Genomic DNA, 23,351 nt, shown 5'->3' on the forward strand with positions numbered 1-23,351 from the left:
AGACCTAAAGAGTTTATCGTTATAGCAATATCTGATCCTTATACCATATTACTAAACACTATTACTGGTGAGGTTTTTGTTATGACCAGTGAATCTATCAATGGATGCACTTTGAACAAGTTTCAGCTATTTTGAATTATTTATCAGAGGCGGTGCTGGAACTATTTTCTTAGGTAAAGAAACATTCACAGAGAATTATCAAATATGTTGGGCCTCTCAGACAAATGAGTTGGGAAGAAATAGCAAATTAAATGATGTTAAGGTCGGAAAGATCCGGCGTGATCTTCCGGCCTTCTTATTGATCTATCTTGGCGCATACCCTCGGTAAGCCAGAGCAGATCGAAGCTTAGAGATCGCATCCTTAATCTGATACGCTTCCTCGTCATTCACCGCGCAAGCCCGTATCTCCGCCCAGTTCAGCCGCTTAACCAGTTGGGCCAAAGGCCAGCGCTTCAATGTGGGTTAACTGAATGTCCTGTAAATGTTTCAATCACCATTTTCATTTTATCCCCTCCCTTAGCCCGCGTTGTACTCAGCCAGCATCTCACGCATCCGCAGCTTAAATCTCATTAAGCTGGTTCTGTTGCCGCTGGTATTGCTGATTGCTGTTGTTGGGTGGCTTCGCTGTCCTGGTATTCAGTACCAGACAGCCATCCATCAACCTTCACCGTAATCTGGCCGCCGGTATTAAACCCCGCCTGTTAAGCCACTGGCCCTTAAGATGTATTGCCGGGGTGACATTGTTGACCTTATTCCCGTTCGCACATACCCCACCGTGTAATAACGTTTCTGTTTTCACGGCTTTATTTATCGCCGCTTCTGCCTTAGAATGCGCCTTAGCCATAGTAACTACCCTTTTAGTTGCTTGTGGTAAGCGGCAGGGGTGAGGTGCGAACTCACTGTCTGCCGCGCTATTCTCAACGCTTAGTACCGTTAAATCCCATTGCCTGTTTCAACCATCGCTTTCTTGACAAAGCTGTCAAGTACCACGATCAACGCTTGTTGATCGGTATCTGGCAACAGGTCCGCTTTTTGCCACAAGGAATGTAATGTGTGGTTGCGGGATCTTCACTTCATCCGATATAGCCTTGCGGCCAACCAATTTCATCTATCGTGACCTGGAGTAACATCAGCGATCTTAATAACCGTTTCCAGATGGGGCGCACTCGCGCCTTTCTCCCAACGATTATAAGCGCGTGGATCAACTCCCAGCAGCTCAGCCAGCCGAACCTGACTTAAATTACGTGCCTCACGCAACAAACGAAGACGCTCTGCAAATGCTGACATATCCAACCCTGCACACAATGAATCAATAGGGTTCATTGTACCGTCTCCTTTTTTAGCTGCCTGTTGCAAATCCCACAATGTATAGATAATATAATCTACATATATGTCTATTGACAAGGGTTTAAAAGGAACATTTTTATGGCCCGCATTCCCGAAACCGAATTACAGCACCTGAAAGCCGCCGTCTCCTTAGTCGCCGTGGTGGAGCAACAGGGGCGACAGCTCTTTAAACGCGGCAAAGATTACGTGCTGCTGTGCCCGTTCCATCAGGAGAAAACCCCGTCAATGGTTATCTCACCGGCAAAAAATCTTTATCACTGTTTTGGCTGTGATGCCGGCGGCTCCGTGCTGGACTGGGTAATGAAAACCAAAGGCTTAAGTCTGCGCCGGGCCGTGGAACAGTTGCGCGGGATACTGGGAGATAACCCCTCGGTGGTGCCCGCTGGTGCAACCGGATGAACCCGCCATGCTGGCCGATGATGACGCCGGACGGCAGGCGCTGCTCAGTCGGGTCGTCGGGTTCTACCATCATACGCTGTTGAATGCCCCCGAAGCCCTGGCTTATCTGGAAAAACGGCGGCTCAACCACCCGGAATTAGTCGCCCAGTTTAAACTGGGCTTTGCCAACCGCACGTTAGCCTATCGCCTGCCCATCAAGGCGGTGCAGGCCGGCGCACAGATCCGCGCCCGTCTTCGGGCCGTGGGGCTGATGCGCGACAGCGGGCACGAGCACTTTACCGGTTCGCTGGTCATACCGGTTATCGACCCGAACGGCCAGATCCGTGAGATCTACGGGCGCAAAATCACCGACCGCTTACGCAGCGGAACGCCGCTGCATCTGTACCTTCCCGGCGCACATGACGGGATATGGAATGAGCCGGCGCTGATCAGTTCAGGGGCGGTTATCCTCTGTGAATCCTTGATCGACGCCCTGTCGTTCTGGGTAGCCGGTCACCGCCATGTCACCGCCGCCTATGGGGTGAACGGCTTCACCGATGAGATGCGGCAGGCGTTTCAGCGGTATGGTGTTAAGCAGGTCTTGATCGCCTACGACAATGATCCGGCAGGCAATGAAGCGGCGGTAAAACTGGCCGCCGAACTAACCGCCGTCGGTATCACCGTGTTCCGGGTGGTGTTCCCCGAGGGCATGGATGCCAACGGCTATCTGTGTCAGGTCGCCGAGCCGGAACGGGCCTTCGGGTTGTTGCTCGACAGTGCCGTGCCGATGCAGGAAGCGGCAGAGGTACAGGCCACCACCGCAACAGAGCGGGCCGCACTGGCTGAACATCAGCCGGTTCCGGTGCCGGAAACGGTCAGCACCTTAGCCGCCGGTATAGCCGCGTTGCCGTCAATGCCGAATGTGGTCTGGGAAACCGGCGCTAATGGTGAGATATCCCTCACCCTCGGCACACAACAGTGGGGTATCCGGGGCCTGTCACAGGTGAAAACCGGGGCGGCGGTGATGAAAGTGAATGTCCAGGTCGTTGATACCGACAGCGGCGTGATGTTCGCGGACAGCGTGGACATGATGAGCGCCCGCAGCCGGGGCGGGTATGCGCGACTGGCCGCCACCGAACTCGGGCTGGCCGAAGGCGACCTGCGCCGGGCGCTGGGGCAGGTGTTGCTGGTACTGGAACAGTGTCAACAGGCCGGTGTCAGTGAACAAACCGAAACCCCACCGGTTCCCGAACTGAGCGAGGACCAGCGTGCAGCGGCGCTGGCGCTGCTGCAAGACCCGAAACTGAGCGAGCGTATCACCGCTGACTTAGCCGCCTGTGGTGTGGTAGGGGAAAGCACCAACCTGCTGGCCGGTTACTTAGCTGCCGTCAGTCGCAAGCTGGACCGTCCGCTGGCCGTGCTGATACAGAGCAGTAGCGCCGCCGGGAAAAGTTCACTGATGGATGCGGTACTCAATCTGATACCGGAAGAAGAACGATTGCAATACAGCGCCATGACCGGCCAGAGCCTGTTCTATCTGGGCGAAACCAATCTCCAGCATAAAATCTTAGCCATTGCCGAAGAGGAAGGGGTGCGGCAGGCCGCCTATGCGCTTAAGCTGTTACAAAGCGACGGCGAACTGACCATTGCCAGTACCGGTAAAGATGACGCCAGCGGCAATCTGGTGACTAAACAGTACACGGTAAAAGGCCCGGTGATGCTGATGCTCACCACCACGGCAATAGATGTCGATGAAGAGCTGTTAAACCGCTGTCTGGTGCTGACGGTGAACGAATCGCGGGAACAGACCGAAGCTATCCACGCGTTGCAGCGCCATAAGCAGACCCTCGAAGGCTTACTGGCGGAGAATGAAAAGACGTATATCACCGAACTGCATCAAAACGCCCAGCGGCTGTTACGCCCGCTGAATGTCGTTAACCCTTATGCTTCACAGTTAACGTTCATGAGCGATAAAACCCGCACCCGACGCGACCACATGAAATATCTCACCCTGATACAAAGTATCGCCCTGCTGCATCAGCACCAGCGGGAGGTGAAAACCGCGGAACACCGGGGCAAACGGCTTGAATATATCGAGGTGACCAAAGACGATATTAGCTTAGCCAACCGACTGGCCCACGAGATATTAGGCCGCACGCTGGATGAGATGCCGCCCCAGACAAGGAAACTGTTGCTGCTGATACAGCAAATGGTGAAAGAGACGGCGGCAACGCAGCAACGCCCGGTGAATGCTGTCCGTTTTACCCGCCGGGATATCCGCAGTTACACCCAATGGAGCGATAACCAGTTAAAAGTCCATTGTCAGCGACTGGCCGACATGGAATACCTGTTAGTCCACGGCGGCAGCCGGGGCCATCTGTTGCAGTATGAACTGCTGTGGAACGGCGACAGCGCAGAAGAAGCCCACCTGTGCGGCCTGATTGACCTGACAGCGCCGGAAAAACCCTGAATATGACTCACGCAAGTTGGACTGACTGAACCGCAAGTTGCCCCTAAGTTGGGGTCAAGTTGGGTCCAAGTTGGAGGTCGTAAAACCGGCTTCAGGCCGCAGCAATACTGGATGTAACGGTTCGCAAGTTGGGGAAGGCTGAAAAACACTGTTCCGGCAATAATAAGAAAAAGTCGTCGTATCGTACTGCCAGCTCATCATCGAACCCGAAAACCCGGAATACGACCGACGCAAGTTGGACTGACTGAACCGCAAGTTGCCCTCAAGCTGGGGTCAAGTTGGGTCCAAGTTGGAGGCCGGAAAATGGACGCCAGACCGCAGCAATACTGGGTGGAGCGGTCCGCAAGTTGGGGCAGACAGAAAAGGACTGTTCCGGCCACTTAAAAATCAAGCCATCGTACCGGAGTGACGTATCACACACCGATAACAATAACCGCTGTTCCCTACAGGAAATCCCATCATGTCATCACCCGTTAAACATCAATCCACCCCCCGCCCGCTGACCCTGCGCCAGCATCTGGACGCGTATCTGGATACCCTGCTGTTGCAGGGGGCGAGTCAAAAGAGCCAGTCCGCCCGTCATGAACGGCTGTCACCGTTCGTCAACTGGTGTGAGGAACAGGGCATCCTGTCAGCTTCACAGGTGACCGGGCCGTTACTGGAAAACTGGCAGCAATATCTGGCCCGGTACCGCAAAACCAACGGTCAGCCTTATACGCCGGACAGTCAGCGCCGACGCCTGCGCGCCTTACGCCTGTGGTTCGACTGGTTGCAGCAACAGCACGCTATCCCGACCAGCCCGGCGGCAACACTGGCCGCGCCAGACAGAAAAAAACGCCCCTCAGTGACGGAGACCCACGGTCAACCCGACGCCATACCGGCCCGCTTCGCCACCTTACGCCAGCATCTGGCCGCCTGGCTGGAAGCCGTGCGGGGACAGGGCTTAAGCGAACGGACTCAGGAGTCCTATGAAGAGCGGCTGTTGCCGTTCATCAGCTGGTGCGAAGCGCGTGGCGTGATGACGGCGCCGCAGGTCAGCCTGCCGTTGCTGGAAAGTTACCAGCGCTGGCTGAGAAGCTCCCGTAAAGCGAACGGTCAACCCTACAGCCCGGGCAGTCAGCGGGACCGCCTGAGTGTCTTACGTCAGTGGTTCCGCTGGCTGCTGCAACGTCACCATATCCTGTATAACCCGACGGATAACATGGTATTGCCAAGAGAAGAAAAACGGCTGCCGGCGCAGGTGATGAATGAAGACGAAACCCACACGGTATTAGCCGCAACGGATATCAACACCCCAACCGGGCTGAGAAATCGCGCTATCCTTGAAGTACTGTGGAGTACCGGTATCCGGCGGATGGAAGTGGCGAACCTGCTGTTAAGCGAGGTGGACTTCGGGCGCGGCGTAGTGCTGGTCAGACAGGGTAAAGGCGGTAAAGACCGGGTGGTGCCCATCGGCGAACAGGCGCTGCACTGGTTAAGTCGCTGGCTCAGCGTCCGGCCCGAGTTAACGCGGCGGGGGGACAGCGGTCACCTGTTTATCACTAAGAAAGGCCGGGGACTGGCCAGAGGCACGTTAACCCAGATAGCCGCCGACAGCATCCGTAAACAGGCGCAACTGGCTAAACCGGGGGCCTGCCATCTGTTCCGCCACTCAATGGCAACCCAGATGCTGGAGAACGGCGCGGACACCCGGCACATCCAGGCGATACTGGGGCATGAAAAGCTGGAAACCACCCAAATCTATACGCGGGTGGCAATCGGCCACTTAAAGGAAGTGCATGAGCAGACGCACCCGGCAGAACGGCAGTCAAAGCAGGCAACGCCGCCAGACGATAAGCAGGCAAATAGCGACCAGCCGGACAGCCCGAAGCCGGTCTGAAACCTCAGTGCGGCTGGACAGTCCGAAGGTTAGCCGGTTCCCTGTAAGCGAGTGGGGTGCAGTGAAAGGCAGACTGTGCGCGTCCCTGCGCACAGACTGCCTCCCTACCTTCGGCGTGCCCGGCAGTAAATGCCGGCCGCCCGGCGCTGAACCCCGGCGTTCTCTGTGACAGTCGTTGCCGGTCAGCCGCCATTCAACATAATGTGGCATTAAGCGCAATGGGCCTGAACGGCCCGCCACGCTTAACAAAACATTATGTCGGCGCCGCCCACCCAAGGGCGCTGCGCGGTCACCTAACCTCCGGTGCGCGGCTGGCCGCCGGGTTCAGCCTCTCAGCCCCAGCGGCGCACCGGGTTCGCTCGCTCACCCGCTGCTGTCACTATCAGTGCTAAAATCCACCGCCGCAGTCGCCGCCGTCCGTGGCGGCTCCGGCGCCCAAACCTGCCTTAAATCGTTGCCGGTCAGCCCGTTAAGGTCAACGGCCCTGAAGGCAGGCCAGCAAGCTGGCGCGGTTTATGGCCCCCGCCCAACCCCGCTGCACTGGCTGCGTCCGGCTCGCAGTCGCAGGCTCCTCGCTCGTTCCCGTCCTCGCCATCTCCGCCCCGTCCGCCCCCGCAGGCAGGGGCTCCCCGCTTAACGGCTTCACCTGCGGGCCTCGCCGGCCCGCCCCCGGCCAACCCGCGTCAGCGGCGCAGGCAAGCTGCCCCGCCGTCGCGAGTTCCCGATAAAACCCGGTTCCGGCAGGAAAAGGGGGCTGAAACCCGGCGCTGACGTCGGGGAAAAAGTGAGCTACAATCGGCAAAGTGCCCGTCGGGGCGAGTTGGCATGCTCTTTAACAGGGTGGGAAAAGGTGGCCAGAAAAAAGGCTGCTAAATCAGGGGGAAAAGTCGGCTAAACCGTATGATGGCGTCGGAATAGTGCCGAAGACCCGCTCGGGCTGGAAGGGGGTCCGAATCCCTATTCGTATGTTCATAACCCGGCGAACTGGATTGATCCGCTTGGTCTTGCTAGTTGCCCTAGCACAAAAGAAATTTCAAGGGGTGATAATCCTTATCAAACAAGGGTAGATCCAAGAATCCCAAATAGACCTGATCCCAAGTATTCAATAGACACAAGTACTTTCACTAGTGGCAAAATGACTGCTAATGGTGGTATCAGAAACAATAAAGAATTTTGGCAACAATGGAGTAATTTGCAGCCAGATTCTTTGAGTAAAAGTAATATGTACCGAATAAAAGAGTTAGGATTATCACCTAAAATAGATAATCAATGGATTAAAGCGTTTCCAGAACATGTGAATTACAAAGGTGAAACATTAATTCACCATCATGTTGATTTTGGGCGTTACGCAATACCTGTCCCGAGTTCAACTCATGTTGGCAGCGGCGGTATATGGCATACAAAATAAAAAGGAGAATTTTATGTTGCTAACGATCAAAGAAATAAGCGAACAATTAGATGAAAAATTCTCACCGTTAGGCGATGACTTTGATGATCTGAAATTATCGAAAAGATACAAACCGTTATTAAACGTTGAAATTTCAGAAAAAAAACTGAATATCATATTCCCTAAAGAATTTCTATCATTCATGAAAGACTATGATTTAGATAATTTTTCATTAGGAAACATATCATTTGGTAATAGTTCTGATTATCTCGAAATGATAGTAAATATTAATAGTGAGGGTACTTTTAATCATTGGTGGATTGGTGAAAATAGACCTAAAGAGTTTATCGTTATAGCAATATCTGATCCTTATACCATATTACTAAACACTATTACTGGTGAGGTTTTTGTTATGACCAGTGAATCATCAATGGATGACTTTGAACAAGTTTCAGCTAATTTTGAATTATTTATCAGAGGTGCTGGAACTATTTTCTTAGGTAAAGAAACATTCACAGAAATTATCAAATATGTTGGCTCTCAGACAAATGAGTTTTGGGAAGAAATAGCAAATTAAATGATGTTAAGGTCGGAAAGATCCGCGTGATCTTCCGGCCTTCTTATGATCTATCTTGGCGCATACCCTCGGTAAGCCAGAGCAGATCGAAGCTTAGAGATCGCATCCTTAATCTGATACGCTTCCTCGTCATTCACCGCGCAAGCCCGTATCTCCGCCCAGTTCAGCCGCTTAACCAGTTGGGCCAAGGCCAGCGCTTCAATGTGGGTTAACTGAATGTCCTGTAAATGTTCAATCACCATTTTCATTTTATCCCCTCCCTTAGCCCGCGTTGTACTCAGCCAGCATCTCACGCATCCGCAGCTTAATCTCATTAAGCTGGTTCTGTTGCCGCTGGTATTGCTGATGCTGTTGTTGGGTGGCTTCGCTGTCCGGTATCAGTACCAGACAGCCATCCATCACCTTCACCGTAATCTGGCCGCCGGTATTAAACCCCGCCTGTTTAAGCCACTGGCCCTTAAGATGTATTGCCGGGGTGACATTGTTGACCTTATTCCCGTTCGGCACATACCCCACCGTGTAATAACGTTCTGTTTTCACGGCTTTATTTATCGCCGCTTCTGCCTTAGAATGCGCCTTAGCCATAGTAACTACCCTTTTAGTTGCTTGTGGTAAGCGGCAGGGGTGAGGTGCGAACTCACTGTCTGCCGCGCTATCTCAACGCTTAGTACCGTTAAATCCCATTGCCTGTTCAACCATCGCTTTCTTGACAAAGCTGTCAAGTACCACGATCAACGCTTGTTGATCGGTATCTGGCAACAGGTCCGCTTTTTGCCACAAGGAATGTAATGTGTGGTTGCGGATCTTCACTTCATCCGATATAGCCTTGCGGCCAACCAGTTCATCTATCGTGACCTGGAGTACATCAGCGATCTTAATAACCGTTTCCAGATGGGGCGCACTCGCGCCTTTCTCCCAACGATTATAAGCGCGTGGATCAACTCCCAGCAGCTCAGCCAGCCGAACCTGACTTAAATTACGTGCCTCACGCAACAAACGAAGACGCTCTGCAAATGCTGACATATCCAACCCTGCACACAATGAATCAATAGGGTTCATTGTACCGTCTCCTTTTTTAGCTGCCTGTTGCAAATCCCACAATGTATAGATAATATAATCTACATATATGTCTATTGACAAGGGTTTAAAAGGAACATTTTTATGGCCCGCATTCCCGAAACCGAATTACAGCACCTGAAAGCCGCCGTCTCCTTAGTCGCCGTGGTGGAGCAACAGGGGCGACAGCTCTTTAAACGCGGCAAAGATTACGTGCTGCTGTGCCCGTTCCATCAGGAGAAAACCCCGTCAATGGTTATCTCACCGGCAAAAAATCTTTATCACTGTTTTGGCTGTGATGCCGGCGGCTCCGTGCTGGACTGGGTAATGAAAACCAAAGGCTTAAGTCTGCGCCGGGCCGTGGAACAGTTGCGCGGGATACTGGGAGATAACCCCTCGGTGGTGCCGCTGGTGCAACCGGATGAACCCGCCATGCTGGCCGATGATGACGCCGGACGGCAGGCGCTGCTCAGTCGGGTCGTCGGGTTCTACCATCATACGCTGTTGAATGCCCCCGAAGCCCTGGCTTATCTGGAAAAACGGCGGCTCAACCACCCGGAATTAGTCGCCCAGTTTAAACTGGGCTTTGCCAACCGCACGTTAGCCTATCGCCTGCCCATCAAGGCGGTGCAGGCCGGCGCACAGATCCGCGCCCGTCTTCGGGCCGTGGGGCTGATGCGCGACAGCGGGCACGAGCACTTTACCGGTTCGCTGGTCATACCGGTTATCGACCCGAACGGCCAGATCCGTGAGATCTACGGGCGCAAAATCACCGACCGCTTACGCAGCGGAACGCCGCTGCATCTGTACCTTCCCGGCGCACATGACGGGATATGGAATGAGCCGGCGCTGATCAGTTCAGGGGCGGTTATCCTCTGTGAATCCTTGATCGACGCCCTGTCGTTCTGGGTAGCCGGTCACCGCCATGTCACCGCCGCCTATGGGGTGAACGGCTTCACCGATGAGATGCGGCAGGCGTTTCAGCGGTATGGTGTTAAGCAGGTCTTGATCGCCTACGACAATGATCCGGCAGGCAATGAAGCGGCGGTAAAACTGGCCGCCGAACTAACCGCCGTCGGTATCACCGTGTTCCGGGTGGTGTTCCCCGAGGGCATGGATGCCAACGGCTATCTGTGTCAGGTCGCCGAGCCGGAACGGGCCTTCGGGTTGTTGCTCGACAGTGCCGTGCCGATGCAGGAAGCGGCAGAGGTACAGGCCACCACCGCAACAGAGCGGGCCGCACTGGCTGAACATCAGCCGGTTCCGGTGCCGGAAACGGTCAGCACCTTAGCCGCCGGTATAGCCGCGTTGCCGTCAATGCCGAATGTGGTCTGGGAAACCGGCGCTAATGGTGAGATATCCCTCACCCTCGGCACACAACAGTGGGGTATCCGGGGCCTGTCACAGGTGAAAACCGGGGCGGCGGTGATGAAAGTGAATGTCCAGGTCGTTGATACCGACAGCGGCGTGATGTTCGCGGACAGCGTGGACATGATGAGCGCCCGCAGCCGGGGCGGGTATGCGCGACTGGCCGCCACCGAACTCGGGCTGGCCGAAGGCGACCTGCGCCGGGCGCTGGGGCAGGTGTTGCTGGTACTGGAACAGTGTCAACAGGCCGGTGTCAGTGAACAAACCGAAACCCCACCGGTTCCCGAACTGAGCGAGGACCAGCGTGCAGCGGCGCTGGCGCTGCTGCAAGACCCGAAACTGAGCGAGCGTATCACCGCTGACTTAGCCGCCTGTGGTGTGGTAGGGGAAAGCACCAACCTGCTGGCCGGTTACTTAGCTGCCGTCAGTCGCAAGCTGGACCGTCCGCTGGCCGTGCTGATACAGAGCAGTAGCGCCGCCGGGAAAAGTTCACTGATGGATGCGGTACTCAATCTGATACCGGAAGAAGAACGATTGCAATACAGCGCCATGACCGGCCAGAGCCTGTTCTATCTGGGCGAAACCAATCTCCAGCATAAAATCTTAGCCATTGCCGAAGAGGAAGGGGTGCGGCAGGCCGCCTATGCGCTTAAGCTGTTACAAAGCGACGGCGAACTGACCATTGCCAGTACCGGTAAAGATGACGCCAGCGGCAATCTGGTGACTAAACAGTACACGGTAAAAGGCCCGGTGATGCTGATGCTCACCACCACGGCAATAGATGTCGATGAAGAGCTGTTAAACCGCTGTCTGGTGCTGACGGTGAACGAATCGCGGGAACAGACCGAAGCTATCCACGCGTTGCAGCGCCATAAGCAGACCCTCGAAGGCTTACTGGCGGAGAATGAAAAGACGTATATCACCGAACTGCATCAAAACGCCCAGCGGCTGTTACGCCCGCTGAATGTCGTTAACCCTTATGCTTCACAGTTAACGTTCATGAGCGATAAAACCCGCACCCGACGCGACCACATGAAATATCTCACCCTGATACAAAGTATCGCCCTGCTGCATCAGCACCAGCGGGAGGTGAAAACCGCGGAACACCGGGGCAAACGGCTTGAATATATCGAGGTGACCAAAGACGATATTAGCTTAGCCAACCGACTGGCCCACGAGATATTAGGCCGCACGCTGGATGAGATGCCGCCCCAGACAAGGAAACTGTTGCTGCTGATACAGCAAATGGTGAAAGAGACGGCGGCAACGCAGCAACGCCCGGTGAATGCTGTCCGTTTTACCCGCCGGGATATCCGCAGTTACACCCAATGGAGCGATAACCAGTTAAAAGTCCATTGTCAGCGACTGGCCGACATGGAATACCTGTTAGTCCACGGCGGCAGCCGGGGCCATCTGTTGCAGTATGAACTGCTGTGGAACGGCGACAGCGCAGAAGAAGCCCACCTGTGCGGCCTGATTGACCTGACAGCGCCGGAAAAACCCTGAATATGACTCACGCAAGTTGGACTGACTGAACCGCAAGTTGCCCCTAAGTTGGGGTCAAGTTGGGTCCAAGTTGGAGGTCGTAAAACCGGCTTCAGGCCGCAGCAATACTGGATGTAACGGTTCGCAAGTTGGGGAAGGCTGAAAAACACTGTTCCGGCAATAATAAGAAAAAGTCGTCGTATCGTACTGCCAGCTCATCATCGAACCCGAAAACCCGGAATACGACCGACGCAAGTTGGACTGACTGAACCGCAAGTTGCCCTCAAGCTGGGGTCAAGTTGGGTCCAAGTTGGAGGCCGGAAAATGGACGCCAGACCGCAGCAATACTGGGTGGAGCGGTCCGCAAGTTGGGGCAGACAGAAAAGGACTGTTCCGGCCACTTAAAAATCAAGCCATCGTACCGGAGTGACGTATCACACACCGATAACAATAACCGCTGTTCCCTACAGGAAATCCCATCATGTCATCACCCGTTAAACATCAATCCACCCCCCGCCCGCTGACCCTGCGCCAGCATCTGGACGCGTATCTGGATACCCTGCTGTTGCAGGGGGCGAGTCAAAAGAGCCAGTCCGCCCGTCATGAACGGCTGTCACCGTTCGTCAACTGGTGTGAGGAACAGGGCATCCTGTCAGCTTCACAGGTGACCGGGCCGTTACTGGAAAACTGGCAGCAATATCTGGCCCGGTACCGCAAAACCAACGGTCAGCCTTATACGCCGGACAGTCAGCGCCGACGCCTGCGCGCCTTACGCCTGTGGTTCGACTGGTTGCAGCAACAGCACGCTATCCCGACCAGCCCGGCGGCAACACTGGCCGCGCCAGACAGAAAAAAACGCCCCTCAGTGACGGAGACCCACGGTCAACCCGACGCCATACCGGCCCGCTTCGCCACCTTACGCCAGCATCTGGCCGCCTGGCTGGAAGCCGTGCGGGGACAGGGCTTAAGCGAACGGACTCAGGAGTCCTATGAAGAGCGGCTGTTGCCGTTCATCAGCTGGTGCGAAGCGCGTGGCGTGATGACGGCGCCGCAGGTCAGCCTGCCGTTGCTGGAAAGTTACCAGCGCTGGCTGAGAAGCTCCCGTAAAGCGAACGGTCAACCCTACAGCCCGGGCAGTCAGCGGGACCGCCTGAGTGTCTTACGTCAGTGGTTCCGCTGGCTGCTGCAACGTCACCATATCCTGTATAACCCGACGGATAACATGGTATTGCCAAGAGAAGAAAAACGGCTGCCGGCGCAGGTGATGAATGAAGACGAAACCCACACGGTATTAGCCGCAACGGATATCAACACCCCAACCGGGCTGAGAAATCGCGCTATCCTTGAAGTACTGTGGAGTACCGGTATCCGGCGGATGGAAGTGGCGAACCTGCTGTTAAGCGAGGTGGACTTCGGGCGCGGCGTAGTGCTGGTCAGACAGGGTAAAGGCGGTAAAGACCGGGTGGTGCCCATCGGCGAACAGGCGCTGCACTGGTTAAGTCGCTGGCTCAGCGTCCGGCCCGAGTTAACGCGGCGGGGGGACAGCGGTCACCTGTTTATCACTAAGAAAGGCCGGGGACTGGCCAGAGGCACGTTAACCCAGATAGCCGCCGACAGCATCCGTAAACAGGCGCAACTGGCTAAACCGGGGGCCTGCCATCTGTTCCGCCACTCAATGGCAACCCAGATGCTGGAGAACGGCGCGGACACCCGGCACATCCAGGCGATACTGGGGCATGAAAAGCTGGAAACCACCCAAATCTATACGCGGGTGGCAATCGGCCACTTAAAGGAAGTGCATGAGCAGACGCACCCGGCAGAACGGCAGTCAAAGCAGGCAACGCCGCCAGACGATAAGCAGGCAAATAGCGACCAGCCGGACAGCCCGAAGCCGGTCTGAAACCTCAGTGCGGCTGGACAGTCCGAAGGTTAGCCGGTTCCCTGTAAGCGAGTGGGGTGCAGTGAAAGGCAGACTGTGCGCGTCCCTGCGCACAGACTGCCTCCCTACCTTCGGCGTGCCCGGCAGTAAATGCCGGCCGCCCGGCGCTGAACCCCGGCGTTCTCTGTGACAGTCGTTGCCGGTCAGCCGCCATTCAACATAATGTGGCATTAAGCGCAATGGGCCTGAACGGCCCGCCACGCTTAACAAAACATTATGTCGGCGCCGCCCACCCAAGGGCGCTGCGCGGTCACCTAACCTCCGGTGCGCGGCTGGCCGCCGGGTTCAGCCTCTCAGCCCCAGCGGCGCACCGGGTTCGCTCGCTCACCCGCTGCTGTCACTATCAGTGCTAAAATCCACCGCCGCAGTCGCCGCCGTCCGTGGCGGCTCCGGCGCCCAAACCTGCCTTAAATCGTTGCCGGTCAGCCCGTTAAGGTCAACGGCCCTGAAGGCAGGCCAGCAAGCTGGCGCGGTTTATGGCCCCCGCCCAACCCCGCTGCACTGGCTGCGTCCGGCTCGCAGTCGCAGGCTCCTCGCTCGTTCCCGTCCTCGCCATCTCCGCCCCGTCCGCCCCCGCAGGCAGGGGCTCCCCGCTTAACGGCTTCACCTGCGGGCCTCGCCGGCCCGCCCCCGGCCAACCCGCGTCAGCGGCGCAGGCAAGCTGCCCCGCCGTCGCGAGTTCCCGATAAAACCCGGTTCCGGCAGGAAAAGGGGGCTGAAACCCGGCGCTGACGTCGGGGAAAAAGTGAGCTACAATCGGCAAAGTGCCCGTCGGGGCGAGTTGGCATGCTCTTTAACAGGGTGGGAAAAGGTGGCCAGAAAAAAGGCTGCTAAATCAGGGGGAAAAGTCGGCTAAACCGTATGATGGCGTCGGAATAGTGCCGAAGACCCGCTCGGGCTGGAAGGGGGTCCGAATCCCTATTCGTATGTTCATAACCCGGCGAACTGGATTGACCCATTCGGGTTAGCAGCTTGTCCAACACAAAAATACGAAGTTAGTACATTCGATGATTTACAGAGACGTTCTAAGGTGGGTGATAAATTAGATATCCACCATGCGGCTCAAAAACATCCTGCGGGGCAGGTAATTACTGGTTATGATCCTAAAGTAGCTCCATCAATAGCTCTCCCTAGAGGAGAACATAAACTGATTCCTACTATGAAAGGACCGTATACGGGATCGGCTAGAGATTTATTGGCAAAAGATATTAGAGATTTGCGCAATTATACTAATGCCCCTCCTTCAGCAATAAAAGATTTGCTCAATTTAAATAAAGAAATGTATCCAGAAGCCTTCACTAAAATAAGGTAATAAGATGAATTCTCAACTATTTGTAGATATATTAAAGCTTGTAGTAAGAGATGCTGCTATCGAAGACACTATCTCAATACTTGAATCTCCCCCAGGTAGAAAGCCACAAAGGGAATTAACTGAACTATCTGATTTTTATAATGAAAAATCGAAGGAAGAGAAAGAAACAATCAATAAAATAATAAGAATAGTGGCTGATAATACACTGTTCGGTATTCTTTGTGTTATTGATGGTGTACGTGCAATAGAAAATGAAGAAAATAAAGGTGAGCTAATATTGACCTATAAAAAGGAAAGTATAATTAACTTAAATAAAAATAGTAATCTACACGATATATATAATGCTAGTTAATTAATAAAGTCGGAAGATCCCCGAGATCTTCCGGCTTTATTATGATCTATCGTGGCGCATACCCTCGGTAAGCCAGAGCGGATTGGAGCTTAGCGATCGCATCCTTAATCTGATACGCTTCCTCGTCATTCACGGCACAGGCGCGTATCTCCGCCCAGTTCAGCCGCTTAACCAGTTGTGCTAAGGCCAGTGCTTCAATATGGGTTAACTGAATGTCCTGTAAATGTTCAATCACCACGTTCATTTTATCCCCTCCCTTAGCCCGCGTTGTATTCAGCCAGCATCTCACGCATCCGCAGCTTAATCTCATTAAGCTGGCTCCGCTGCCGCTGGCATTGCTGCTGATAGTGTTGCGTGGCTTCACTGTCAGGAATGAGCACCAGACAGCCATCCATCACCTTCACCGTAATCTGGCCGCCCGTATTAAACCCCGCCTGTCTGAGCCACTGGCCCTTAAGATGTATCGCCGGTGCAGCGTTGTTGACCTTGTTCCCGTTCAGCACATAACCCACCGTGTAATAACGTTCTGTTTTCACGGCTTTATTTACAACGACTTCTGCCTTAGAATGCGCCTTAGCCATAGTAACTACCTCTTTTAGTTGCTTGTGGTGAGCGGCTGTGACAGGGGGCAACCTGTCTCAGTCGCGCTATCTCTCTTTACTCTCTGTTATGACCAATCACCGTATCCAGCATCTCCGACACAAACTTCTGTCTGGCTTTCGGCAACTGACTGATAATCTCAATCTGTTGTTCCAGTCGGGAACTGGGTCCCCGTTTACTATTACGCCTGACCGAGGGCAATCCAAGCAGTTCATCCAACGATAAGTTCAGTATCTGCGCCAGTAATGGCAGAAGTGCCGCTGAAACTTTTAATCGCCCGCCTTCATAATGCGCCATTGTCTGCTGAGCAATCCCCAACTGGTCCGCCAGTTGCTGCTGGGTGAGTTGTTGCTCCTTGCGAGCCAGCGCAATCCGCGCGCCTAACTCTTTAAAGAATGTTTCATCCTTCGTCTTCATGGCCTGTATCTGCCTGTGAGTTAACGGTGCCATGAGGATACTCCCTGTTTTTAATCTTACAGTTGACAATACTCTATTTTAGAGTACTCTGCAACAGAGTTATTTTTACTCTTTGCATCTTGACAGGTTTTTGGAGGAACAGCTATATGGCACGGATACCCGAAGCCGAATTACAACACCTGAAAGCCGCTGTCTCCTTAGTGGCCGTGGTGGAACAACAGGGCCGAAAGCTGGTTAAACGGAGCAAAGATTACGTGCTATTGTGCCCGTTCCATCAGGAGAAAACCCCGTCAATGGTATTGAGTCCTGAAAAGAACCTCTATCACTGCTTCGGCTGCAATGAAGGCGGCTCGGTACTGGACTGGGTGATGAAAACCGAAAGCTTAAGCCTGCGCCATGCGGCAGAACGGTTGCGTGCCTTGCTGGGCGAAAATCCGGCGGTCAAGCCGCTGGTTGCGCCGTCTGAACCAGCGTTGCTGGCCGAAGATGAAGCGGGCCGGCAGGCGCTGCTGCATCGGGTGGTGGAGTTCTATCACCATACGTTGCTGAACGCGCCGGAGATGCAGGCGTACCTGACACAGCGGCGGCTCAATCACCCGGAGTTAGTCGCTCACTTCCGCCTGGGCTTTGCCAACCGCACGCTGGGGTATCGGCTGCCGTCGAAGAAGCTCAAACCGGGCGCGGAAATCCGGGCGCGACTGCGGGCAGTTGGCCTGATGCGGGAATCGGGTCATGAACACTTTACCGGCTCGCTGGTTGTGCCGGTTATTAATCCTCAAGGGCAAATACAGGAAATCTACGGACGTAAAATCGGTGACCACCTGCGGGCGGGTACGCCATCGCACCTTTATCTGCCGGGCGCACATGGCGGCGTCTGGAATGAAACGGCGCTGATGGCCGCGAAAAGCCTTATCGTGTGTGAATCGCTGATTGATGCGATGTCGTTCTGGGTCACCGGTCATCGGAACGTGACCGCCGCTTACGGGGTCAACGGGGTGACAGCCGACCACTGGCAGGCGTTCGAACGGCATGGCATCAAACAGGTGCTTATCGCGTTCGACAATGACAGCGCGGGCAATGAAGCCGCGGTGAAACTGGCGGAGGCGCTGCTTGTGCGGGGTATCACACCGCTGCGCGTGATGTTCCCCCCTGAAATGGATGCCAACGACTATCTGTGTCAGATGGCCGAGCCGGAAGCCGCTTTCGCCCTGCTGCTTGAGAGCGCGACGCCAATGTCAACCGCAGTGACAACGCGCACGGAAGTGAAGGTATCAGCAGAAGCCGCCCCGCCTCCGGCTTTAGCCGCTGCTGTGGCGGCAGTGCAAAACCCGACGCCCGGCCTCATCTGGGAAGCGGGGGCAGACGGGGAACTTAAGGTCTCGCTGGGCAGCCTGCACTGGTGCATTCGGGGGTTGTCTTCCGTGAAAGCGGGCGCAGTTGCCATGAAGCTCAATGCGCAGGTCATTGATACCCAAAGCGGCGTGATGTTCCTGGATGGCGTTGACCTGATGAGCGCACGCAGCCGTCAGGGTTACGCGCGGATGGCAGCGGCTGAGCTGGGGCTGGCTGAGGGGGATATTCGCCGGGCACTGGGACAGGTATTACTGGCGGTTGAACAGTGGCAGCAGCGGGCGGAAATGGGAACTGAGCAGAAAACGCAAGAAATGAACGACGCCGAGCGGGCAGCGGCGCTGGCGCTGCTGCAAGACCCGCAACTGAGTGAGCGCATCACCGCTGACTTAGCCGCCTGTGGCGTGGTGGGGGAAAGCACCAACCTGCTGGCCGGTTACTTAGCTGCCGTCAGTCGCAAGCTGGACCGTCCGCTGGCCGTGCTGATACAAAGCAGTTCGGCGGCAGGTAAAAGCAGCTTAATGGATGCCGTACTCAATCTGATACCGGAAGAAGAACGGCTGCAATACAGCGCCATGACCGGCCAGAGTCTGTTCTATCTGGGGGAAACCAATCTCCAGCATAAAATCTTAGCCATTGCCGAAGAGGAAGGGGTGCGGCAGGCCGCCTATGCGCTTAAGCTGTTGCAAAGCGACGGCGAACTGACCATTGCCAGCACTGGTAAAGACGATGCCAGCGGTAATCTGGTCACCAAACAATACACAGTGAAAGGACCGGTGATGCTGATGCTCACCACCACCGCGATTGATGTCGATGAAGAGCTGTTAAACCGCTGTTTAGTCCTGACCGTGAACGAATCGCGGGAACAGACCGAAGCTATCCATGCCTTGCAACGTCATAAGCAGACCCTTGAAGGTTTACTGGCGGAAAATGAGAAGACCTATATTACCGAACTACATCAAAACGCCCAGCGGCTGTTGCGCCCGCTCAATGTGGTTAACCCTTATGCTTCACAGTTAACGTTCATGAGCGATAAAACCCGTACCCGCCGCGACCACATGAAATATCTCACCCTGATACAAAGTATCGCCCTGCTGCATCAGCACCAGCGCGAGGTGAAGACAGCGGAACACCGGGGCAAACGGCTTGAATATATCGAAGTCGCCAAAGAAGATATCCGCCTGGCGAACCGGCTGGCCCACGAGATATTAGGCCGCACACTGGATGAGATGCCGCCGCAGACGCGCAGGCTGTTGCTGCTGATACAAAACTGGGTCAGGGAAAGCGGGCAGCCGCGCCATGAAATGTTATTTACCCGCAAAATGTTGCGGGATGCGGTGCAGTGGGGCGATACCCAGCTGAAAATCCATCTCTCGCGGCTGGTTGAAATGGAGTACCTGCTGTTGCACCGGCGCGGGCTGACGTTCATCTACGAACTGTTGTTCGACGGGGAAGACAGCGACACCGCGCACCTGAGCGGGCTGATAGTGCCCTGAATGGGACAGTATGAAATCGTCCGGTCGGGGTAAGGCGTTAAATGGTCGCCTTCCGGTCGGTATCAAGTCGGCGAGAGGTCGGGTTAACCGTATCAGCGCAAAGGCAGGCACAACAAGGCTTCACAACAAAACGGTCGGGTTCAGCGAAAAATCACTGTTCCGGCAGGACAGAATAAAAAATCGTAGCGTACCGACAGCACACCCATAAGAGGCAGACGATGGAAACACAACCGACTTTTACCCTTGCAACCTTACGCCAGCAGCTTGAGGCATATCTGGAAATCCAGACCGCCAGCGGGCACAGCACCCGGACACCGGAAACCTACCGGGAATGGTTAACGCCGTTCGTGGACTGGTGCGAGATGCGGGCGGTCTACCATGCGCCGCAGGTCTCTCTGCCGTTGCTGGAGAGCTGGCAGCGGTATCTGCGCCGTTACCGCAAGGCAGACGGACAGCATTACGGCAACAACAGCCAGTTACAGCGACTTCGTTGCCTGCGGGGTTGGTTCCGCTGGTTATTGCAACGCCACCATATCCTGTATAACCCGGCTGACATGCTGATACTGCCGAAAGAAGAGCAGCGGCTGCCCGCGCAGGTACTGAGTGACGTCGAGACGGAGCAGGTACTGAACAGTCTCGACACCCAGACGCCTCTGGGTCTGCGTAACCGCGCCGTGCTGGAAGCGCTCTGGAGTACGGGTATCCGGCGCACAGAACTGATTAATCTGAGACTCGGCGACATAGACCGCCATCGCGGAGTGGTAGTTGTGCGACAGGGAAAGAACGGACACGACCGGGTGGTGCCGATAGGGGAACGGGCGCTGGCGTGGCTGGAACGGTATCTGGCTGACGTGCGCCCGCAACTGGCTTACCGATATGACAGCGGATATGTGTTTATCACCGTCAGAGGTAACCCGTTATCACGCAACACCTTAACGCAGATGGCAGGGCACACCATCCGTGAGGAAGCCAAACTCGACAAAGCCGGGTCATGTCACGTGTTCCGGCACTCAATGGCCACGCAGATGCTGGAGAACGGCGCTGATACCCGGCATATCCAGGCCATACTGGGGCATAAAAAGCTGGAGACGACACAAATCTATACGCGCGTGGCTATCGGTCACTTAAAAGAAGTCCATGAGCAGACGCACCCGGCAGAGCGGAAACCGAAAAAGCAGAAAACGCCGCCGGACAACAGGCAGACGGAGAGCGCTAAGCCGGACAGTAAGCAGCCGAACTGACTGCCCACAGTCGCCGGAGAATTTTTAATGTTAGCCGGTTCCCTGTGAGCGCGTGGGGTGCAGTGAAAGGCAGACCGCGCGCGTCCCTGCGCACGGACTGCCCCCCTGCCATCGGCGTGCCGGCGGTAAATGCCAGCCGCCCGGCACTGAACCCCGGCGTTCTCGGTGACAGTCGTTGCCGGCCAGCCGCCATTCAACATAATGTGGCATTAAGCGCAATGGGCCTGAACGGCCCGCCACGCTTAACAAAACATTATGTCGGCGCCGCCCACCGCAGGGCGCTGCGCGGTTACCTCAACAACGGTGCGCGGCTGGCCGCCGGGTTGAGCTTCTCAGCCCCAGAGGCGCACCGGGTTCGCTCGCTCACCCGCTGCTGTCACTATCAGTGCTAAAATCCACCGCCGCAGTCGCCGCCGTCCGTGGCGGCTCCGGCGCCCAAACCTGCCTTAAATCGTTGCCGGTCAGCCCGTTAAGGTCAACGGCCCTGAAGGCAGGCCAGCAAGCTGGCGCAGTTTATGGCCCCCGCCCCAACCCCGCTGCACTGGCTGCGCCCGGCTCGCAGTCGCAGGCTCCTCGCTCGTTCCCGTCCTCGCCATCTCCGCCCCGTCCGCCCCCGCAGGCAGGGGCTCCCCGCTTAACGGCTTCACCTGCGGGCCTCGCCGGCCCGCACCCGGCCAACCCGCGTCAGCGGCGCAGACAAGCTGCCCCGCCGTCGCGAGTTCCCGATAAAACCCGGTTCCGGCAGGAAAAGGGGGCTGAAACCCGGCGCTGACGTCGGGGAAAAAATGCGCTAACATCGGCAAAGTGCACATCGGGGTTTTGGGTTCGCGGGGGGGAGTGAAGTGGGGAGATATGGCTCTTTAACAGGCTGTTATTAAAGAAAAAAATCCCGTCTAAAAAGTATGGTCGTGTCGGGGTAATCCCTAAGACCCATTCGGGTTAGCTCCTTGCCCAACCCCGCCTAAAAAAATCAACCTAACTAAAGATGGTGTTTAGCATGTTAAGGATAGGCATGTTGGTAACGTCCCTGGCTGGTCACACAAGAGTAAGTGGACTCTCAATAATGCTGATGTCAAATCAACCATAAGGGATGTATTCCGTAAGCCAGATATACCCAATGGATTTCAAGATGCATCGCGACGGCAAGGGAGCGAATCCCCGGGAGCATAGATAACTATGTGACCGGGGTGAGTGAGTGCAGCCAACAAAGAGGCAACTTGAAAGATGACGGGTATAGAGTTATTCGAGATGGTGATCGTTTTATATATGAAAAAACTTTGAAAAGGGATGTAGGTATAACTCCAGAGGGGGAAATGTTGAATAAAGTAAGGGTTGTGACTGAATCAAATGGTGATCTAGTTACGGCATTCCCGCAAAGTGTGTTTAAAGATCTTAAGCCAACCGATGTGATTTTTTGAGGATATTATGGGACTAGATATACATTTTACGACAAAAAATAATGAAATTATTCATATTGTTATGAGCAAAACTCTACATTCAAATATATTCTCCTCTTCAACCAGATGGAGTAGTGCAAAGAATTTAAGAAAGATTAAAGATTACTATAAAACTGATTGTTTATTGAAGAACAAGGATGCCAGTTCTTTTATTCACGAATTGTCTGAAATGAAAGACAGAATCATTGAAGGAAAAGATAAGCTGCATAAGATCATTGAAAAAATAAACGGAAAAGAAATCAGTTTTATTAGAATAAGCGGTGATTAGTAATCCTTGAAATCAGCCGGAAGATCCCCATGATCTTCCGGCCTTGTTGTTTCTTACCGTGGGGCATACCCGTGATACGCCAGCTCGACTGGAGCCGCCCTATTGCAGCCTTAATCTGCCAAGCTTCTCCATTATTCACCGTGCAGGCATGTATCCAGCCCCTACTATCCAAGAGGTTAAATCTCACCCATCAGTAAGTATGGCTATAGCAATGAAATCTCTCTCTTATTCCTTACTTTTCAGTACCTATCTGCGGATCATCACCCACGGCAATCAATTCCTCCAACAAAACTAAAAGCTGAGCCAGCTTCTCCGGTGAAAAGGCTTTTTCAATAGCCTGATATCCCTGTTCCACCTGCTCTTTTGCCTTTTCATAAAGTTTCTGCCCTTCCGGCGTTAAAGAAACATAAAGTTTGCGCTGGTCATTTATCGGCTTAAGGCGAAAGATCAATCCATCACGCTCCATGCGCGTCAGTATTCCAGTCAAACTTGGACGAAGAATGCAAGTCTGGCAGGATAAATCATAAAAATCGATTGACCGGTTATCAGATAGCACACGAATGATACGCCACTGCTGTTCAGTCAAATTATGACTTTTAAGGATTGGGCGAAAAAACCCCATCGCGGTTTCCCGCGCCTGAAGTAATGCAATTGTCAGAGATTCATGCATGAGTAGTGAAGGCTCTTATCTTAGTTAATCACTAATTTACTCCCTGTCGAGAGTCTATACCCTTCATCCTTCAAGTTGCTGCTTTGTTGGCTGCTTTCTCTCACCCCAGTCACAGAGTTATCTATGCTCCTGGGGATTCGTTCACTTGCCGCCGCGCTGCAACTCGAAATCTATTGGGTATATATGTCATTTTATAACCACAACAAAAAAAGACTAACACGTCCTACCACTAACCACAAAGAAAAAATCATAAAGATATTAATAAGTAAACAAAAATAAAACGCTAATACAAGGTTAATAAA

General features: G+C 54.4%; 24 protein-coding genes and 2 pseudogenes. 15 read left to right on the forward strand and 11 right to left on the reverse strand.

The genetic code is table 11. The features are described 5' to 3' along the window. Nucleotides 1-303 precede the first annotated feature (303 nt). Together BDD30_RS25050 and BDD30_RS24235 are read right to left on the reverse strand one after the other, a co-directional pair. Nucleotides 304-390 carry a DUF7706 family protein gene (locus tag BDD30_RS25050; RefSeq protein WP_422615914.1) on the reverse strand — a complete coding sequence of 29 codons (87 nt, stop codon included), beginning with the start codon at nucleotides 388-390 and terminating at the stop codon, nucleotides 304-306. A gap of 274 nt (nucleotides 391-664) precedes the next feature. Beyond that, nucleotides 665-844, reverse strand: coding sequence for a type I toxin-antitoxin system SymE family toxin (locus tag BDD30_RS24235; protein WP_249039930.1), 180 nt, complete (start codon nucleotides 842-844; stop codon nucleotides 665-667). 44 nt (nucleotides 845-888) lie between these two features. Between BDD30_RS24235 and BDD30_RS24240 the strand changes: the two genes are divergently transcribed. Beyond that, on the forward strand, nucleotides 889-1,050 hold the full coding sequence (locus BDD30_RS24240) for a hypothetical protein (protein ID WP_249039931.1): 162 nt from the start codon (nucleotides 889-891) through the stop codon (nucleotides 1,048-1,050). Nucleotides 1,051-1,104: 54 nt separating this feature from the next. On the opposite strand, the gene BDD30_RS24245 is transcribed toward BDD30_RS24240, so the two are convergent. Continuing rightward, a complete protein-coding gene (locus BDD30_RS24245; RefSeq protein ID WP_249039932.1) occupies nucleotides 1,105-1,323 on the reverse strand; it encodes a helix-turn-helix transcriptional regulator in 219 nt (72 codons plus the stop codon). A gap of 102 nt (nucleotides 1,324-1,425) precedes the next feature. Between BDD30_RS24245 and BDD30_RS12300 the strand changes: the two are divergent. The 5 genes and pseudogenes from BDD30_RS12300 to BDD30_RS12320 all read left to right on the forward strand — a co-directional run bounded on the left by BDD30_RS12300 (nucleotide 1,426) and on the right by BDD30_RS12320 (nucleotide 8,038). Further along, nucleotides 1,426-4,195, forward strand: a pseudogene (locus tag BDD30_RS12300) (CHC2 zinc finger domain-containing protein). 844 nt (nucleotides 4,196-5,039) lie between these two features. Next, nucleotides 5,040-6,074, forward strand: a complete 1,035-nt coding sequence (gene xerC / locus BDD30_RS12305) for a site-specific tyrosine recombinase XerC (RefSeq protein WP_049795249.1) — start codon at nucleotides 5,040-5,042, stop codon at nucleotides 6,072-6,074. Between the two features lie 925 nt (nucleotides 6,075-6,999). Beyond that, nucleotides 7,000-7,092: pseudogene (locus BDD30_RS25055) on the forward strand (RHS repeat-associated core domain-containing protein); the annotation flags it as partial. A gap of 117 nt (nucleotides 7,093-7,209) precedes the next feature. Then, the gene (locus tag BDD30_RS24250) at nucleotides 7,210-7,482 is read left to right on the forward strand and encodes a hydrolase (protein ID WP_012777140.1); all 273 of its coding nucleotides are present in this window, start codon (nucleotides 7,210-7,212) and stop codon (nucleotides 7,480-7,482) included. A 13-nt stretch (nucleotides 7,483-7,495) separates the two neighbouring features. Further along, entirely contained in the window at nucleotides 7,496-8,038 is a 543-nt protein-coding gene (locus BDD30_RS12320) for an SMI1/KNR4 family protein (protein WP_012777139.1), read from the forward strand. A gap of 50 nt (nucleotides 8,039-8,088) precedes the next feature. Here BDD30_RS12320 and BDD30_RS12325 read toward each other — a convergent pair whose 3' ends face one another. From BDD30_RS12325 to BDD30_RS12335, 3 genes are all read right to left on the reverse strand, one after another. Next, a complete protein-coding gene (locus BDD30_RS12325; RefSeq protein ID WP_041381610.1) occupies nucleotides 8,089-8,286 on the reverse strand; it encodes a DUF7706 family protein in 198 nt (65 codons plus the stop codon). 13 nt (nucleotides 8,287-8,299) lie between these two features. Next, nucleotides 8,300-8,623 carry a SymE family type I addiction module toxin gene (locus BDD30_RS12330; protein ID WP_012777138.1) on the reverse strand — a complete coding sequence of 108 codons (324 nt, stop codon included), beginning with the start codon at nucleotides 8,621-8,623 and terminating at the stop codon, nucleotides 8,300-8,302. 72 nt (nucleotides 8,624-8,695) lie between these two features. Then, nucleotides 8,696-9,097 carry a helix-turn-helix domain-containing protein gene (locus BDD30_RS12335; protein ID WP_012777137.1) on the reverse strand — a complete coding sequence of 134 codons (402 nt, stop codon included), beginning with the start codon at nucleotides 9,095-9,097 and terminating at the stop codon, nucleotides 8,696-8,698. 102 nt (nucleotides 9,098-9,199) lie between these two features. On the opposite strand from BDD30_RS12335, the gene BDD30_RS12340 reads away from it, so the two are divergent. The 4 genes from BDD30_RS12340 to BDD30_RS12360 all read left to right on the forward strand — a co-directional run bounded on the left by BDD30_RS12340 (nucleotide 9,200) and on the right by BDD30_RS12360 (nucleotide 15,550). Next, nucleotides 9,200-11,968 carry a CHC2 zinc finger domain-containing protein gene (locus BDD30_RS12340; protein ID WP_012777136.1) on the forward strand — a complete coding sequence of 923 codons (2,769 nt, stop codon included), beginning with the start codon at nucleotides 9,200-9,202 and terminating at the stop codon, nucleotides 11,966-11,968. Nucleotides 11,969-12,812: 844 nt separating this feature from the next. Next, a complete protein-coding gene (gene xerC, locus BDD30_RS12345; RefSeq protein ID WP_049795249.1) occupies nucleotides 12,813-13,847 on the forward strand; it encodes a site-specific tyrosine recombinase XerC in 1,035 nt (344 codons plus the stop codon). A gap of 1,069 nt (nucleotides 13,848-14,916) precedes the next feature. Continuing rightward, complete coding sequence (locus BDD30_RS23910) at nucleotides 14,917-15,198, forward strand: hypothetical protein (protein ID WP_012777133.1); 282 nt, start codon at nucleotides 14,917-14,919, stop codon at nucleotides 15,196-15,198. Nucleotides 15,199-15,202: 4 nt separating this feature from the next. Further along, the gene (locus tag BDD30_RS12360) at nucleotides 15,203-15,550 is read left to right on the forward strand and encodes a hypothetical protein (RefSeq protein WP_012777132.1); all 348 of its coding nucleotides are present in this window, start codon (nucleotides 15,203-15,205) and stop codon (nucleotides 15,548-15,550) included. Between the two features lie 46 nt (nucleotides 15,551-15,596). Here BDD30_RS12360 and BDD30_RS12365 read toward each other — a convergent pair whose 3' ends face one another. The 3 genes from BDD30_RS12365 to BDD30_RS12375 all read right to left on the reverse strand — a co-directional run bounded on the left by BDD30_RS12365 (nucleotide 15,597) and on the right by BDD30_RS12375 (nucleotide 16,600). After that, nucleotides 15,597-15,794 (reverse strand): DUF7706 family protein, encoded by a 198-nt coding sequence (locus BDD30_RS12365; RefSeq protein ID WP_012777131.1) that lies wholly within the window; start codon nucleotides 15,792-15,794, stop codon nucleotides 15,597-15,599. A gap of 13 nt (nucleotides 15,795-15,807) precedes the next feature. Then, entirely contained in the window at nucleotides 15,808-16,131 is a 324-nt protein-coding gene (locus tag BDD30_RS12370; protein ID WP_012777130.1) for a SymE family type I addiction module toxin, read from the reverse strand. Nucleotides 16,132-16,207: 76 nt separating this feature from the next. After that, nucleotides 16,208-16,600, reverse strand: coding sequence for a helix-turn-helix domain-containing protein (locus BDD30_RS12375; protein WP_012777129.1), 393 nt, complete (start codon nucleotides 16,598-16,600; stop codon nucleotides 16,208-16,210). 113 nt (nucleotides 16,601-16,713) lie between these two features. Here BDD30_RS12375 and BDD30_RS12380 point away from each other — a divergent pair, with 113 nt between their 5' ends. The 5 genes from BDD30_RS12380 to BDD30_RS12405 all read left to right on the forward strand — a co-directional run bounded on the left by BDD30_RS12380 (nucleotide 16,714) and on the right by BDD30_RS12405 (nucleotide 22,379). Then, nucleotides 16,714-19,413, forward strand: coding sequence for a CHC2 zinc finger domain-containing protein (locus tag BDD30_RS12380; protein WP_012777128.1), 2,700 nt, complete (start codon nucleotides 16,714-16,716; stop codon nucleotides 19,411-19,413). 10 nt (nucleotides 19,414-19,423) lie between these two features. After that, the gene (locus BDD30_RS23165; protein ID WP_147408123.1) at nucleotides 19,424-19,621 is read left to right on the forward strand and encodes a hypothetical protein; all 198 of its coding nucleotides are present in this window, start codon (nucleotides 19,424-19,426) and stop codon (nucleotides 19,619-19,621) included. 10 nt (nucleotides 19,622-19,631) lie between these two features. Next, nucleotides 19,632-20,654: a site-specific tyrosine recombinase XerC gene (gene xerC, locus BDD30_RS12385; protein ID WP_012777127.1), complete on the forward strand. Its 1,023-nt coding sequence runs from the start codon at nucleotides 19,632-19,634 to the stop codon at nucleotides 20,652-20,654. Between the two features lie 1,178 nt (nucleotides 20,655-21,832). Next, entirely contained in the window at nucleotides 21,833-22,072 is a 240-nt protein-coding gene (locus BDD30_RS12400) for a hypothetical protein (RefSeq protein WP_012777125.1), read from the forward strand. Between the two features lie 7 nt (nucleotides 22,073-22,079). Further along, the gene (locus tag BDD30_RS12405; protein ID WP_012777124.1) at nucleotides 22,080-22,379 is read left to right on the forward strand and encodes a hypothetical protein; all 300 of its coding nucleotides are present in this window, start codon (nucleotides 22,080-22,082) and stop codon (nucleotides 22,377-22,379) included. Here BDD30_RS12405 and BDD30_RS23585 read toward each other — a convergent pair. Then, nucleotides 22,360-22,518, reverse strand: a complete 159-nt coding sequence (locus BDD30_RS23585) for a hypothetical protein (protein WP_158307052.1) — start codon at nucleotides 22,516-22,518, stop codon at nucleotides 22,360-22,362. The two genes, BDD30_RS12405 and BDD30_RS23585, sit on opposite strands and share 20 nt — an antisense overlap. Before the next feature lie 93 nt (nucleotides 22,519-22,611). Further along, nucleotides 22,612-23,049 carry a homoprotocatechuate degradation operon regulator HpaR gene (gene hpaR, locus BDD30_RS12410; RefSeq protein WP_012777123.1) on the reverse strand — a complete coding sequence of 146 codons (438 nt, stop codon included), beginning with the start codon at nucleotides 23,047-23,049 and terminating at the stop codon, nucleotides 22,612-22,614. Between the last annotated feature and the right edge of the window lie 302 nt (nucleotides 23,050-23,351).

Origin of the sequence: Photorhabdus asymbiotica (assembly GCF_003634575.1) — a bacterium.
In the GTDB taxonomy this organism is placed as follows: domain Bacteria; phylum Pseudomonadota; class Gammaproteobacteria; order Enterobacterales; family Enterobacteriaceae; genus Photorhabdus; species Photorhabdus asymbiotica.

What these genes read in the sequence shown, in the direction of transcription:
- BDD30_RS24235 (WP_249039930.1), bottom strand. Translation starts at nt 844, where the DNA reads ATGGCTAAGGCGCATTCTAAGGCAGAAGCGGCGATAAATAAAGCCGTG.
- BDD30_RS24245 (WP_249039932.1), bottom strand. Translation starts at nt 1,323, where the DNA reads ATGAACCCTATTGATTCATTGTGTGCAGGGTTGGATATGTCAGCATTT.
- BDD30_RS24250 (WP_012777140.1), top strand. Translation starts at nt 7,210, where the DNA reads ATGACTGCTAATGGTGGTATCAGAAACAATAAAGAATTTTGGCAACAA.
- BDD30_RS12320 (WP_012777139.1), top strand. Translation starts at nt 7,496, where the DNA reads ATGTTGCTAACGATCAAAGAAATAAGCGAACAATTAGATGAAAAATTC.
- BDD30_RS12325 (WP_041381610.1), bottom strand. Translation starts at nt 8,286, where the DNA reads ATGAAAATGGTGATTGAACATTTACAGGACATTCAGTTAACCCACATT.
- BDD30_RS12330 (WP_012777138.1), bottom strand. Translation starts at nt 8,623, where the DNA reads ATGGCTAAGGCGCATTCTAAGGCAGAAGCGGCGATAAATAAAGCCGTG.
- BDD30_RS12335 (WP_012777137.1), bottom strand. Translation starts at nt 9,097, where the DNA reads ATGAACCCTATTGATTCATTGTGTGCAGGGTTGGATATGTCAGCATTT.
- BDD30_RS12340 (WP_012777136.1), top strand. Translation starts at nt 9,200, where the DNA reads ATGGCCCGCATTCCCGAAACCGAATTACAGCACCTGAAAGCCGCCGTC.
- BDD30_RS12360 (WP_012777132.1), top strand. Translation starts at nt 15,203, where the DNA reads ATGAATTCTCAACTATTTGTAGATATATTAAAGCTTGTAGTAAGAGAT.
- BDD30_RS12365 (WP_012777131.1), bottom strand. Translation starts at nt 15,794, where the DNA reads ATGAACGTGGTGATTGAACATTTACAGGACATTCAGTTAACCCATATT.
- BDD30_RS12370 (WP_012777130.1), bottom strand. Translation starts at nt 16,131, where the DNA reads ATGGCTAAGGCGCATTCTAAGGCAGAAGTCGTTGTAAATAAAGCCGTG.
- BDD30_RS12375 (WP_012777129.1), bottom strand. Translation starts at nt 16,600, where the DNA reads ATGGCACCGTTAACTCACAGGCAGATACAGGCCATGAAGACGAAGGAT.
- BDD30_RS12380 (WP_012777128.1), top strand. Translation starts at nt 16,714, where the DNA reads ATGGCACGGATACCCGAAGCCGAATTACAACACCTGAAAGCCGCTGTC.
- BDD30_RS23165 (WP_147408123.1), top strand. Translation starts at nt 19,424, where the DNA reads ATGAAATCGTCCGGTCGGGGTAAGGCGTTAAATGGTCGCCTTCCGGTC.
- xerC (WP_012777127.1), top strand. Translation starts at nt 19,632, where the DNA reads ATGGAAACACAACCGACTTTTACCCTTGCAACCTTACGCCAGCAGCTT.
- BDD30_RS12405 (WP_012777124.1), top strand. Translation starts at nt 22,080, where the DNA reads ATGGGACTAGATATACATTTTACGACAAAAAATAATGAAATTATTCAT.
- hpaR (WP_012777123.1), bottom strand. Translation starts at nt 23,049, where the DNA reads ATGCATGAATCTCTGACAATTGCATTACTTCAGGCGCGGGAAACCGCG.